Source organism: Nocardia sp. FBN12 (genome assembly GCF_054031145.1).
The window spans coordinates 2,867,193-2,879,623 of the sequence record NZ_CM132926.1 but is presented as its reverse complement, the minus strand read 5'-3'; the positions used below and the strand labels follow the sequence as shown (position 1 = coordinate 2,879,623).

Sequence of the window (12,431 nt, the reverse complement as noted above, 5' to 3'; positions counted from 1 at the left end):
ACGTCGTTTAACTGTGTAGCCATGCGCCGGATGGCGCGGCAGTCACGAGACTGTTACTTCCTTTGAGTGAGAATGGTATTCTCGTCGGACTGCACCCCCGCCCGGCTAGGAGCATCGATTTGTACATCCGTTACGAAGTCGCAGACCGCATCGCAACCATCACCCTGGACCGGCCCGAGGCCGCCAACGCGCAGAACGGTGAACTGCTCGACGAGCTCGACGCTGCGTGGGTTCGCGCGGCCGAGTCCGACGATGTCGCGGTGATCGTGCTCCGGGCCGAGGGCAAGCATTTTTCCGCTGGTCACGATCTGAACGACAAGTCGTGGCCGGATCCGCGCTCGATCACCGTCGAGCGGATATACAGCCTGGAGTCGCGGCGGTACCTCGAGTATTCGCTGCGGTGGCGCAATATCCCGAAGCCGTCGATCGCCGCCGTACAGGGTCGGTGTATCGCGGGAGGGTTGTTGTTGTGCTGGCCGTGCGATCTGATCGTCGCCGCCGAGGACGCCCTCTTCTCCGATCCGGTGGTGCTGATGGGCATCGGTGGCGTCGAATATCACGGCCACACCTGGGAACTCGGCGCTCGCAAGGCCAAGGAGATCCTGTTCACCGGCCGCCCGGTGACCGCGGAGGAAGCACAGCAGGTCGGCATGGTGAACGCGGTCGTCCCGCGCGCCGAACTCGACGAACACACCCGGCAGCTGGCCACCCGGATCGCGGGCATGCCCGCGTTCGGTCTGCGGCAGGCCAAGCGCGCGGTCAACCAGACCCTGGATGTGCAGGGCTTCTACGCCGCCATCCAGTCGGTCTTCGACATCCATCAGACGGGACACGGAAACGCGTTGAGCGTCAACGGATATCCGATCCTGATCGACATGGACGAAATGAAAGCCAACATCAAGTGAGACAAGGAAGTTTCATGCGCACCTCTCTGTTCCGTACCGCCGCGCTCTGTTGCGGTCTGGTTGTCGCCACGGCGCTCACCGGCTGTGGTTCCGACGACGAGGCCGCGGCCCCGGCCACCACCTCGGCCGCCGCGACCACCGCCGCCGCCGCGGGCGCCGCCGATGCGGCAACCACCCAGGCGATTACCAAGGCCTACACGACCTTCTTCAACGGCAAGGCGCCGACGAACGACCGTGTCGCGCTGGTCGAGGAGGGTGACAGCTTCCGATCGATCTTCGACGGCCAGGCTCAGAACCCTCGGGCGCAGGGCACATCCGTCACTGTGAGCGCGGTGAAACTCACCGGCGCCACCACCGCCGACGTCACCTACAGCCTCCTGATGGGCGGCAATCCGGTGCTGCCGGATCAGACCGGGCAGGCCGTCAAGGACGGCCAGGACTGGAAGGTCGCCAAAGCCACATTCTGCGCACTACAGGCAATCCAGGGTGAAACTCCATCGACCTGCTGAACCCGACTGTCGGCGGCCCGGTCCCGTACCCCGGTACCGGGCCGTGCCGTGTCACCGAACAGGCCTGCGGTTGCGGTGACGTGAGTGCCACCCGGCCGCGCGCTCACAGGTGCGCGATGCGGATCGCGGTACCCGACCGCCGGATCGTCGCACCGGCCAGCTGGGTGAGTTCCCTTGTGCTGCCGAGCAATCCGTCGAGAATCAGCACGCGCCGCAGGTGTCGATGCATAGCGTGCTCGGCGGTGAAACCGATGCCGCCGAGCACCTGCTGGCAGTGCCGCGCGGCGGTGAGCCCCGCCCGTCCGGCGGCCGCCTTGGCCAGTAGCGCGGCCGTGGCGTGGTGTGCGGCGCGGGTGGGGTCGAGCGCGACCTCGTCGGCGATGATCAGTGCCGCCTCGGCGCCGTCGAGGGCCACCAGGGTCTCGGCGAGGCGATGCCGGACCGCCTGGAACGAGGCGAGTGGGCGGCCGAACTGGGCCCGCTCGAGCGCGTGTGTGCGGGCCAGGGCGAGCATGGCGTGCCCGGTGCCGAGCAGCCACCAGGCCAGTACCCGCCTGCCCTCGGCGAGCGGGTACGCGGCAGGGGTGATCCCCGCGGATGCGCGGTATAGGGGGAGGTCGGGGTCGACCGAATCGCCCTGCGGTGGAAGGGAATCCGTAGTCGAACCGGTTCGTTCCCATCGGACCCAGCGTCCACCCGCGAAGGGGAGTACGGACGCGTCCGCGCCGGCATGGTCCAGCACCGTCGGCGCGCCTGTTCCGGCGCGCTCGATCACGTCGAGCACCAGCGGGGAGTCTGTTCTGGCGCGCTCGCGCACGGCGAGGACTGGCGGCGCGTCTGCGCTGGCGCGCTCGAGTACGTCGAGCAGGAGCGGCGCGTGCGCGCCTGTTTCACCGAGTAGCCGGAACAGCACCGGACCGGTGAGTTCTGGTGCTGCCGCGAGTATCTCGGGCCAGCCGAGCTCGGTTAACGCGGTGTCGAGTGCGTGGCCGGTGCGCTCGGACATGGCGCGGCGGACCTCAGCGGTGAGTAGGGCGCGCTCACTCGCATCGAGGCCGGAATGTTCGGGCACGGCTAGTCCTTTCCGAGATCGAGGAGCCTGCGGGCGATGATGTTGCGCTGGATCTCGGCGGTGCCGCCGTAGATCGTCGCCGCCCTCGAATAGAGGAACTCGGTGCGCCACGGACCGTCGTCGAGTTCGACCGCGCCCGGCAGCAGATCGCGCGCGAGGTCGAACAGCTCCTGTTCGGCGCCGGCCAGGAGGACCTTGTCGATCGAGGTCTCCGCTCCGAGCTGGTCGCCATCGGCAAGTCGGCGCTGGGTGCCCAGCGAACGGCAGCGGACGGTGTGCAGCGCGAGATAGGCGGCGCCGAGTGCGGCTTCGTCGTGGTCGTCGGCCTGCGCGATCACCTGATCGAGCCGGGTGAGCAGGTAGGCGATCCGGTGCCAGAAGCAGGTGGACCGCTCGTGCGGCAGCAGATCCATCGCGATCTGCCAGCCGTCGCCGGGGGCGCCGAGCATCCGGTCGCCGGGGACCACCACATCGTCGAAGAACACCTCGGCGAACTCGTCGACGCCGTGCATGGTTCGCAAGGGCCGCACCGTGATTCCCGGGGTGTCCATGTCGACGAAGAACGCCGTGATGCCGCCGTGGCCCGGCCCGGTCCGGGTGAGCAGCACACAGCGGGCCGCGTACTGCGCGAGACTGGTCCACACCTTCTGGCCCGATATCACCCAATCCTGTTCGCGTGGTGTCGCTTTCGTGCTCAGCGAGGCGAGGTCGCTGCCCGAGCCCGGCTCGGAGAAGCCCTGACACCACTGCTCCCGGCCGGACAGCAGCAACGGCACCATCTGCGCGGCCAGTGCGGGCGGCGCGTACGAGATCATCGTCGGCGCGAGGACTTCGATCATCGACCAGATGCCCGGCTCGGCGAGGTCGCGGGTGGCGATCTCCTCGCCGAGCACGGCACGCAGCGCGGCGGGGCCGCCGAGCCCGCCGATCTCGGCGGGCCAGCCGTAGCGCATCCAGTCCGCGTCGAAGAGCGCGCGCCGGACCCGCAGCAGTTGTGCCACTTGGCCGTCGAGCGAGTGGTCCGGCGCCGGGGTCAGATCGTTGGCGTCGAGCCAGGCCTGCAGGCTGGTGCGGAAATCTGAGATGCCGTGCAGCACAGGTGGTGTCGCGGGCGAGCCGGTGCCCACTGTCATGCCTTGGAACGCTCGAACGCGTGCGGGATCCCCGAATCGTGCTCGCCGTTGCGGCGAATGAACGTCATCCGCCGGGTCCGGAGCCGCCATCCTTGTTCGCCGCGAACGAGCGTGTCGGTGTAGTAGCCGATCCGCATGTCGTGCGTGCTGTGCTCGATGAAGCACAGGGGCTGCGTGCCGGTCGCGGTGTCGCCGTCGATATCCAGCGCCGGTGTGCCGGTGAGGAAGAGCCCCTTCGGCGCGGCTGCGACGAGTTCGGGGAACAGGTCGAGGGTGTAGGTGTCGCCGAAGGCGCTGTAGGTGCCGTCGGGGGTGAACACCGCGATCACACCGTCGATGTCGCCTTTGGTGATGGTCACCGCGTAGCGGGCGAGTACCTGCTGGATCTCGAGCAGGTCGTCACTTCGTGACATGGATCTTTCCGCCTTTCATCACGAACTGCACGTTCTGGGTGTGGGTGATGTCGTCCACGGGGTCGCCGGGGACGCCGATGATGTCGGCGAGCTGCCCCGCGGCGAGCCGTCCGCGGTCGGTGACGCCGATCAGTTCCGCGCCGCGCACGGTAGCCGCGCGCAGCACGTCGAGGGGTGTCATGCCGCGCTCGACCAGTGCGACCAGCTCATCGGCGTTGCGGCCGTGCGGAATCGCGGGCGCGTCGGTGCCGACGGCGATCTTGACCCCGGCTCGGTAGGCGGCCAGTACCGAGGTACGCGCCTTGGGAAACATCTCGGCCGCTTTGGCCTGCAACGCCGGATCGGCCTTGGAGACATCCATCGCGTCCGCCAAACGGGTGGTCGGCACGAGCCAGGTGCCGTGCTCGACCATCAGCGCGATGGCCTCGTCGTCGATGAGGAAGCCGTGCTCGATGCAGTCGATGCCGGCCGCCACCGCGTGCTTGACCGCGTCGGCGCCGTGGGTGTGCGCGGCCACCCGCAGCCCACGGCGATGCGCCTCGTCCACGATCGCACGGAGTTCCTCGTCGGAATAGTGTTGTGCGCCAGGTGCTCCGGTGAGCGACATGACCCCGCCCGAGACGCAGATCTTGATCAGTTGCGCGCCGTGCTTGATCTGGTAGCGCACCGCTTTGCGGACCTCGTCGACGCCGTTGGCGATCCCTTCCTCGATCGTCAGGTGCAGCACGTCCGGGGCGAAGGCGGCGAACATGGTCGGGTCGAGGTGGCCGCCGGTCGGGGTGATCGCGTGACCGGCGGGCACGATGCGTGGACCGTCGATCCAGCCCGCGTCGATGGCTTTGCCCAGCGCGACATCGAGCAGGTAACCACCCGTTTTGACGAAAAGGCCGAGGTTGCGCACGGTGGTGAACCCGGCCCGCAGCGTGCGCCGGGCATTGCCCACCGCGCGCAACACCCGCAGTGCCGGATCGTCGGTGACGCTGGAAGCCAGTCCGGTCTCCCCGCGTCCACCCATCAGCAGGTTGACTTCCATGTCCATCAGGCCGGGCAGCAGGACGAGGTCGCCGAGATCGACGACCTCGCCCTCGGTGGCACCGCCGACACCGACGATCCGGTCGCCGTCGATCCGCACGATGCCGGGCCGGATGATCTCGCCGGTGTCGACATCGAGCAGGCCGGCCGCTCGCAGGGTATGCGTTGCCACTGCCTCAGACCACCGGTTCGCGCACGATGTCGAGGTAGGCGGCACCGGCATCGGGGACGCGCGGCTGCTTCCAGACCTCGATCGGGAACGACACCATCACCAGCGACTGGAGCAGGTGGAACAGGTGGCGTGCCTCGTCGGGCAGGTCGTGCCAGTCGTGCTTGTCGATGAAGTCGAGCGCGGTCTGCAGGCGGGGGAAGAGCGTGTCGTAGAGATCCTGCATCTCGTCCATGGTCGAGGCGAGGCGCTTGGCGTAGCGCTCCGGTTCGGTGGCCAGGATCCAGTCCGAGAAGCGCGCCAGGTCGGCGAATTCGGTAGGAAGCGTGGGTGATTCAGTCGGCGCGGTCATTGCGGTACTCCTCGACGATCTTCTGGGTGGTCTTGTGCAGGTGGCGAAGCAGGATCTCCTGATCGTTGAGCGGGAAGTCGGTGACCTCCCTGGTGGCGATCATGGTCTGGGTGGCCTCGAGGGTGTTCGCGTCCTGCAGCGCGTACTCCTTGAACGTCACCGCGGCGAGTTCCTGCGCGAGCCGTTCGCGGGCGTTCTTCGCGGGCACGAAATACAGGCTCGCCTCGAAGATGTGCCGGTTCACCGCGGTCGGCCAGTAGTGGTAGGTGAGGTACCAGCCGGGTGCCCAGAACAGCAGCGAGAAGTTGGGGAAGAACTCGAATTCGTCGATGCCCCACGCCTTGTGGCGCGCCGGGTTGAGGCCCTCGGGCAGCGGTTCCAGCCCCTCGATGTCGGGCCGGTCCCACGGCCCGAACAGGCCGCTGCGCAGTTCGCGTTCGATCGGCTTCACCACCGACGGGTCCTTCGGCGGCGCCATTCCGCCCCAGGACGAGATCATCGAGTGCGGCGCGGCGATCTCGTAGTGCAGCGCCTCGTAGCCGTACCCGGCCAGCTTGTCGGCCTCGTCCTTGACCGCCTGCTTCTGATGCAGCACCGGTGCGTGATAGAACTCGGCGAAGGCGTCGACGAACAGTTTCCAGTTGGCGCCGATCTCGGCCTTGTAGCTGTAGACCTCGGTCATCTGCTCGAACGGGTAGCCCTCGAGGCCCTTGGCCAGCGGGCCGAGGTACTCGTCGAGTGGGCGCGCGTTCTCGTCGAGGTTGACGAAGATGAAGCCCTGCCAGACCTCGCAGCGCACGTTCTTGAGGCCGAACTTCTGCTTGTCCAGGTCGAAGAACTCACCTTCCTGCTGCACGAAGGTCAGTTCGCCGTCGAGGCCGTAGCGCCACGCGTGGTACTTGCAGGTGAACTGCCTGCAGGTGCCCGAGGTCTCCTCGTTGGGGAAGTCGTCCCAGACCAGCTTGTTGCCGCGATGACGGCAGATGTTGTGGAACGCCCGGATCGTCTGATCGGCGCCGCGCACGATGATCAGCGAGGTACCGACGCAGGCGAGTTCCTTGGTGAAGTAGTTGCCCACCTTGGGCAAGCGGTTCACCCGGCCGACATTGAGCCAGCTCTTGCGGAAGATCGCCTGGCGCTCGTCCTCGTAGAAGGCGGGGTCGATCGAGTCCGTGTAGTCCACCGGGGCGGTGCCCAGCTCGGGATAGTTCTGCGTCCAGCTCCCTGCCGCTGGTTTCGTGAAGTGTGCCAAGGGATTCCCTTTGCTCGGTCCGATGGTTGAGAGAATAGCATTCTCAAAAACTGACTACCACATTTCCATGCCGTTGACGTGCTGTCAACGCGGGGGTCGATCGCTGGTCGCCGCGGCGGTCGGCGCGGATGGCCACCGTCTCGTTAGATCCATGTTCTCTCAAAACTGCATATTGATTATCCGTTGCTGAGAAGATAGTTTCCGTTGCATCGGGTGGGCGGCAGGAGTCGATCGGCGTGCCGCCGCTCATAGAGGAGGAAAAACCGTGAAACCACAGCGAACAGTTGTCGCTCTGATGGCCCTCGCGCTTCTGGTGGCGGGCTGTGGCAGAGACAGCGGGGCACGCGAGGACGGATCCGGCGGCACCACGGCGGTCGTCGCCGGCGACTTCGGGACATTGACCGATGTCTGCAAGCCGGGCACACCCGGGGGCGCCCCGTCGCAGGGCGTCACGGCGACCGAGATCGAGGTCGGCGTCTTCTCCGATATCGGTTTCACGAAGAATCCCGACTTCGTCGACGCCGCCAAGGTTTTCACGTCCTGGTGCAACGCGGCAGGCGGCATCAACGGCCGCAAGATCGTCACCAACCTGCGTGATACCAAACTGATGGAGGTCCGCCAGCGCATGCTGGAGGCCTGTCGTGAGGACTTCGTCCTGGTCGGCGGCAGCGCCGCACTCGACGGTCTCGGGGTCAAGGACCGGCTGCAGTGCCTGTTGCCCGAGTTCCCCGCGCAGGTCTCGCAAACCGCCAACACCGGTTCGGATCTGCAACGGGGATCGGGCTCGGCGATGTCGGAGAACGTCAATCCCTACACCGGATTCCAGGATTGGCTCATCAACGAGGCCTATCCGGACTCCAAGAGCGCGATCGGCATGATCAACGGGGATTCGCCGATCACCAAGGTGATGGGGGAGAAGCTCACCGAATCGCTCACCGCCGCCGGGGCGAGGATCGCCTACAACGACCTGTACCCGATCTCGGGGGTAGCGGACTGGACTCCCTACGCCCAGGCCGTCAAGGCGGCCGGAGTGAAGGGCCTCATCTTCTACGGTGACTTCCGCTACCTGGCGAAGCTGCAGGACGTGCTCACCAGCATGAACTACAAGCTGGACTGGATCGACGCCAATTCCAACGCCTACAACCAGGTCTTCCTCGACGCGGCCAAGGGCTCGTTGGGTTTCCAGAACAACGTGCTCGACATGAGCGGCACCGCACCGCTGGCCGCGGCCGATCAGGTTCCCGCCGTGAAGAAGGTGAAGGACCTCTTCGAGCAGTACTCACCCGGCAGCGGCATCACGTTCCAGGTGTTGCGGGCGTTCCAGTCCTGGCTGTTGTTCGCGAAGGCCGCCACCGGCTGCGGTGACGAGCTGACCCGGGCCTGTGTCTACCAGGCCGCGAGCAAGGAGACCTCGTGGACCGCGGGAGGGCTGCAAGCGCCGGTGGATCTGTCCAAGTCGATGGCCGAACAGCCACGCTGCTTCAACGTCCAGCAGGCCAGGCCCGGCGGCTGGGAGTCCGCGCAGTTCGCCCCGAACACGGGAGGGCTGTTCCGGTGTGGCTTCACCCCGTACTCCTATCGCGGTGACTTCGGTGCGCCGATGACTCTGGCCGATGTCGGCAAGAGCATCAACGATCTGAAGTGACGGAGTACGCCCACTGATGGAGCAATTCCTCGCTTTCGGAATCGTCGGCCTGAGCACCGCCGCGATCTATGCCGTGATCGGCAGCGGTCTGGTGCTCACCTACACCACGACAGGTGTGTTCAACTTCGCCCACGGGGCGGCGGGCATGGTCTCGGCCTTCGTCTACTGGCAGCTGTCGGTGGGCTGGGGCTGGCCGGTACCGCTCGCGCTGGCGGCGGTGCTGCTGGTCTTCGCCCCGGCCTTCGGGCTGTTCTTCGGCCGAACCCTCGCCCCGACACAGGGTTTGGGTGACGCCGAGAAACTCGTCATGACCATCGCGTTGCTCAGCGGGCTGATCGTGCTGGCCCGCTGGGTCTGGAATCCGAACGAATCGCGGTCCCTGCCGCGGTTCTTCCCGGAGCAGCCCTCGATCGACCTGGGCGTGGTGACGCTGACCTGGCATCAGGCGCTCACCATCGCGGTCGCGATAGCGGTGGCGATCGCCCTGCGAATCCTGTTGTACCGCACCAGAACCGGTGTCGAAATGCGGGCCACTGTCGATGACCGTGCCCTGGTCGGGCTGACCGGTGCGGACCCGCAGCGGGCCAACCGGATCGCCTGGATTCTCGGCATCGAACTGGCCGCGATCGGCGGCATCCTGATCGCGCCGATGGTCACCCTCGACGCGGCGCAACTGTCGCTGCTGATCGTGAGTGCCTACACCGCGGCCATTTTCGGCAGGTTGCGCAATCTGCCGATGGTGTTCGTCGGTGCGGTGGTGGTCGGTCTGCTGGAGAGTTACCTGACCGGATATCTGCCGCAGAACGAGTACCTGCCGGGGTTGCGGCTCGCGGCGCCCGCGCTGCTGCTGTTCGTCGCGCTGCTGTTGTTCCCGCACGGCCGCTTGCGTGGGCGCGATCGAAAGGTGGGCGCGGTGCCGTTGCCCACCCTCGGCGGCTCGGCGGCCTTCGCGGCGGTGATCGTGACGCTGGGATTGATGTTGGCCACGATGCTGAGCGAGCCGGATCTGATCACCTACGGCGCCATGTTCGCCTGGGGTGTCATCGCGCTGTCGTATGTGCCGCTACTCGGGTTCGCGGGGCAGATCTCCCTGTGCCAGCTCGGGTTGGCCGGCATCGGCGCGGTGGCCTACGGGCATCTGGGACCGGACGGGCAGTGGTGGGCGTTGTTCGCCGCCATGGGGATCGCCGGGCTCGTCGGTGCGGTGATCGCGATTCCGGCACTGCGCTTGTCGGGTGTCTACATGGCGCTGGCCACCGCGGCGTTCGCGGTCGTCCTCGACCGCTGGATCTTCACGCTGCCCGCCTTCGAGATCCTCGGTGTGCGGATCGCGCTGTTCGATCAGGGCTCGGTGTCGATCGTCGGACCGGACCTGTTCGGGCTGAAGGTGGAGACCACCGCCGGGATCACCGTGTTCGCCGCGATGTGCCTTGCGGTGGCGGGCATCGGTGTCGCGCTGTTGCGGCGCAGCCGATTCGGCAGGCGACTGATCGCGCTGCGCGACAGTGAGGCCGCCTACGCCACCCTCGGCGGCAGCCTGCTGCTGGCGCGGGTGACGGTGTTCGCGCTGTCTGCGGCCATCGCCGGCCTCGGCGGCGCGCTCTACGGCATGCAGGTGCAGGCCGTGGCGCCGGACCAGTTCAACCTGGTGGCGGGGCTGCCGATCTTCCTGATCGTCACGATCGCCGGGCTCGGCGCGATCGGGGCCGGCATGTTCACCGGCCTGGTGTTCGCCGGACCGCTGAACGTGATCCCGGTGCTGTGGCCAGGCCTGCTGAACCTGTCGCAGGTGCTGCCCTCGTTGGGCGGCATCCTGTTCGGCGGTGGCGTACTGAAGGACGGCGCGATCGCCCCGATGCGCCGGGAGTGGCTGCCCATGCTGCGCGACCGGGTGGTCGCGCCGCTGCTGGTGGCCGCCGTCCTCGCGCTGTGGGGATTGCGGCTGCTCGAGGCGATCGACGGCTGGGGCTTCACCGCCGGTGTCGTCGTCGCGACCGTGGCGGCGCGGATCTGGAGTTCGGCCCGCCACCGGCCCGCCGCCGATCCGTCGGTGGTGCCGGTCGAGTGGTGGGGCATCCGGCGGCCATGGACCGCCGACGACGAGGAGGTGCTCGACCGTGCCGTCACTACTGCAAGTTGACGAGGTGACCGTCGTATTCGGCGGAAACCGCGCACTGGACGCGGCCACCCTGCGCGCCGAGGCCGGGACGATCACCGGCTTGATCGGGCCCAACGGCGCGGGGAAGAGCACGCTGTTCGACGTGATCTGCGGCCTGCGCACGCCGGTGCACGGGCGAGTGGCGCTGGGCGGTCGCGATGTCACCCGGCTCGGGCCCGCCCGCCGGGCCAGGCACGGGCTGGCGCGCACGTTCCAGCGGCTCGAACTGTTCGGTCGGCTCAGCGTGCGCGACAATCTGCTCGTCGCCGCCGAACTCGGCCCGGACCGCCGCAAGGCCGGTCGGATCGTCGACGACATCATCGACCGGTTCGGCCTCGCGTCGGTGGCCGATGCCTGCGCCGACGAATTGCCCACCGGCACCGGACGTCTGGTGGAGGTCGGCCGGGCGATCGCGGCCCGCCCGAGTGTGATTCTGCTCGACGAACCCGCGGCGGGGCAGGATCACACCGAAACCGAGCGCTTCGGGGCACTGCTGCGCGCGCTCGCCGAGGAGGGCACCGCGGTGCTGCTGGTGGAACACGACATGGGTCTGGTGATGAACGTCTGTGACGAGGTCTATGTGCTCGACCTGGGCCGGGTGATCGCGTCCGGCCCGCCCGCTGCCATCCGCTCGGACGAGGCTGTCCTCGCTGCCTATCTGGGGGACCTGTGACCACGTTGCACCCGGCGTCGACCGAAACATCCAGTGCGGCAGCGCTGTTGGCGCTGCGCGGCGTCCGGGCCGCCTATGGCGCCATCACCGTGTTGCACGGCGTCGACCTCGCGGTCCCGGCGGGTCAGGTGGTCGCGCTGCTCGGGCCGAACGGCGCGGGCAAGACCACGGCACTGAACGTGGTGGCCGGCACCCATCCGCCGACGGCGGGCGCGCTGGAGCTGGCCGGGCGCGATGTCACCGGGGCCGCGGCCCGCGATCTGGCGGCTGCCGGCGTCTGCCTGATTCCGGAAGGCCGCGGTGTGTTCCCGAATCTCACCGTGCGCGAGAACCTCTGGATGATGACCTGCACCGGCCGAACCCGCGCCGAGATCGAAGAGCTCGCCTTCGACCGGTTCCCGATCCTGCACACCCGCGCGGGCCAGGTCGCGGGCACCATGTCCGGCGGCGAGCAGCAGATGCTCGCGCTGGCCAGGGGACTGGCCACCGACCCGGCGGTGCTGCTGCTCGACGAACTGTCCATGGGGCTGGCCCCGCTCGTGGTCGAGCGGCTCTACGCGCAGGTCGCCGAGATCGCCCGCCAGGGTGTCGCGGTGCTGGTCGTCGAGCAATTCGCCGCGGCCGTGCTCGACATCGCCGATCACGCCGCCGTGCTGGTGCGCGGACGGGTGATGCGGCAAGGCCCACCCGACAGCGAACTCCGCGACGAATTGGCTGCCCTCTATCTAGGAAGTGACCCATCATGACCGAATCCCGTGCGGACCGTTTCGCCCGCGACCTGCGAGAACTGAAGATCCCCGACCCTTCGGCCGGCCGCTCCGGGCTGTGGCTGCGCACCGGTGTCGTGCTCATGGTGGCCGGGCCGGTGCTGGCCGCACTGGCCTACCTGATGTCGCACGGCAGCACCGATCCGCTGGCGCAGCGCGACGCCATCGTCCTTGCGTTGGGCGGCGTGGCCGCCGCGGTCACCGGTTCCGCGGTGTTCCTGCGCTTTTCACTGACCAACTTCCTGCGGTTCTGGCTGGCCCGGCAGTCCTACGAGCTGGACGGTTTCGCCGAACGGGCAGTGCGGGAACCGGTCCCGTCCGGATCAGCCGACTGAGGGGACCGAGACAATG

At 67.7% G+C, this 12,431-nt stretch carries 13 protein-coding genes; 7 read left to right on the top strand and 6 right to left on the bottom strand.

What is annotated here, in order from left to right:
• Positions 1 to 119: 119 nt before the first annotated feature.
• Positions 120 to 905, top strand: a complete 786-nt coding sequence (locus ACWZHB_RS13960; protein WP_427908365.1) for an enoyl-CoA hydratase — start codon at positions 120 to 122, stop codon at positions 903 to 905.
• A gap of 14 nt (positions 906 to 919) precedes the next feature.
• The gene (locus ACWZHB_RS13955; RefSeq protein WP_427908364.1) at positions 920 to 1,414 is read left to right on the top strand and encodes a hypothetical protein; all 495 of its coding nucleotides are present in this window, start codon (positions 920 to 922) and stop codon (positions 1,412 to 1,414) included.
• A 103-nt stretch (positions 1,415 to 1,517) separates the two neighbouring features.
• On the opposite strand, the gene ACWZHB_RS13950 is transcribed toward ACWZHB_RS13955, so the two are convergent.
• From ACWZHB_RS13950 to ACWZHB_RS13925, 6 genes are read right to left on the bottom strand one after another with little or no spacing between them, the layout of a single operon-like run.
• Positions 1,518 to 2,486 (bottom strand): acyl-CoA dehydrogenase family protein, encoded by a 969-nt coding sequence (locus ACWZHB_RS13950; RefSeq protein WP_427908363.1) that lies wholly within the window; start codon positions 2,484 to 2,486, stop codon positions 1,518 to 1,520.
• A gap of 2 nt (positions 2,487 to 2,488) precedes the next feature.
• Positions 2,489 to 3,619, bottom strand: a complete 1,131-nt coding sequence (locus ACWZHB_RS13945; protein ID WP_427908362.1) for an acyl-CoA dehydrogenase family protein — start codon at positions 3,617 to 3,619, stop codon at positions 2,489 to 2,491.
• Positions 3,616 to 4,032 (bottom strand): nuclear transport factor 2 family protein, encoded by a 417-nt coding sequence (locus ACWZHB_RS13940; RefSeq protein WP_427908361.1) that lies wholly within the window; start codon positions 4,030 to 4,032, stop codon positions 3,616 to 3,618. The genes ACWZHB_RS13945 and ACWZHB_RS13940 overlap by 4 nt, the downstream gene beginning before the upstream one ends.
• Positions 4,019 to 5,236 carry a metal-dependent hydrolase family protein gene (locus tag ACWZHB_RS13935; RefSeq protein WP_427908360.1) on the bottom strand — a complete coding sequence of 406 codons (1,218 nt, stop codon included), beginning with the start codon at positions 5,234 to 5,236 and terminating at the stop codon, positions 4,019 to 4,021. Before ACWZHB_RS13935 ends, ACWZHB_RS13940 begins: the two co-directional genes overlap by 14 nt.
• Positions 5,237 to 5,240: 4 nt before the next feature.
• Complete coding sequence (locus tag ACWZHB_RS13930; RefSeq protein WP_427908359.1) at positions 5,241 to 5,585, bottom strand: hypothetical protein; 345 nt, start codon at positions 5,583 to 5,585, stop codon at positions 5,241 to 5,243.
• Complete coding sequence (locus ACWZHB_RS13925) at positions 5,569 to 6,837, bottom strand: aromatic ring-hydroxylating oxygenase subunit alpha (protein WP_427908358.1); 1,269 nt, start codon at positions 6,835 to 6,837, stop codon at positions 5,569 to 5,571. Before ACWZHB_RS13925 ends, ACWZHB_RS13930 begins: the two co-directional genes overlap by 17 nt.
• Before the next feature lie 265 nt (positions 6,838 to 7,102).
• Between ACWZHB_RS13925 and ACWZHB_RS13920 the strand changes: the two genes are divergently transcribed.
• The 5 genes from ACWZHB_RS13920 to ACWZHB_RS13900 are packed head-to-tail and all read left to right on the top strand — an operon-like array spanning position 7,103 to position 12,415.
• Positions 7,103 to 8,482, top strand: a complete 1,380-nt coding sequence (locus tag ACWZHB_RS13920; protein WP_427908357.1) for an ABC transporter substrate-binding protein — start codon at positions 7,103 to 7,105, stop codon at positions 8,480 to 8,482.
• A 16-nt stretch (positions 8,483 to 8,498) separates the two neighbouring features.
• Positions 8,499 to 10,622, top strand: a complete 2,124-nt coding sequence (locus tag ACWZHB_RS13915) for a branched-chain amino acid ABC transporter permease (protein ID WP_427908356.1) — start codon at positions 8,499 to 8,501, stop codon at positions 10,620 to 10,622.
• Complete coding sequence (locus ACWZHB_RS13910; RefSeq protein WP_427908355.1) at positions 10,600 to 11,313, top strand: ABC transporter ATP-binding protein; 714 nt, start codon at positions 10,600 to 10,602, stop codon at positions 11,311 to 11,313. Before ACWZHB_RS13915 ends, ACWZHB_RS13910 begins: the two co-directional genes overlap by 23 nt.
• A gap of 5 nt (positions 11,314 to 11,318) precedes the next feature.
• On the top strand, positions 11,319 to 12,059 hold the full coding sequence (locus tag ACWZHB_RS13905) for an ABC transporter ATP-binding protein (RefSeq protein ID WP_427909161.1): 741 nt from the start codon (positions 11,319 to 11,321) through the stop codon (positions 12,057 to 12,059).
• Positions 12,056 to 12,415: a hypothetical protein gene (locus ACWZHB_RS13900; protein WP_427908354.1), complete on the top strand. Its 360-nt coding sequence runs from the start codon at positions 12,056 to 12,058 to the stop codon at positions 12,413 to 12,415. Before ACWZHB_RS13905 ends, ACWZHB_RS13900 begins: the two co-directional genes overlap by 4 nt.
• Positions 12,416 to 12,431 lie beyond the last annotated feature (16 nt).

What these genes read in the sequence shown, in the direction of transcription:
- ACWZHB_RS13900 (WP_427908354.1), top strand. Translation starts at nt 12,056, where the DNA reads ATGACCGAATCCCGTGCGGACCGTTTCGCCCGCGACCTGCGAGAACTG.
- ACWZHB_RS13930 (WP_427908359.1), bottom strand. Translation starts at nt 5,585, where the DNA reads ATGACCGCGCCGACTGAATCACCCACGCTTCCTACCGAATTCGCCGAC.
- ACWZHB_RS13940 (WP_427908361.1), bottom strand. Translation starts at nt 4,032, where the DNA reads ATGTCACGAAGTGACGACCTGCTCGAGATCCAGCAGGTACTCGCCCGC.
- ACWZHB_RS13955 (WP_427908364.1), top strand. Translation starts at nt 920, where the DNA reads ATGCGCACCTCTCTGTTCCGTACCGCCGCGCTCTGTTGCGGTCTGGTT.
- ACWZHB_RS13945 (WP_427908362.1), bottom strand. Translation starts at nt 3,619, where the DNA reads ATGACAGTGGGCACCGGCTCGCCCGCGACACCACCTGTGCTGCACGGC.
- ACWZHB_RS13915 (WP_427908356.1), top strand. Translation starts at nt 8,499, where the DNA reads ATGGAGCAATTCCTCGCTTTCGGAATCGTCGGCCTGAGCACCGCCGCG.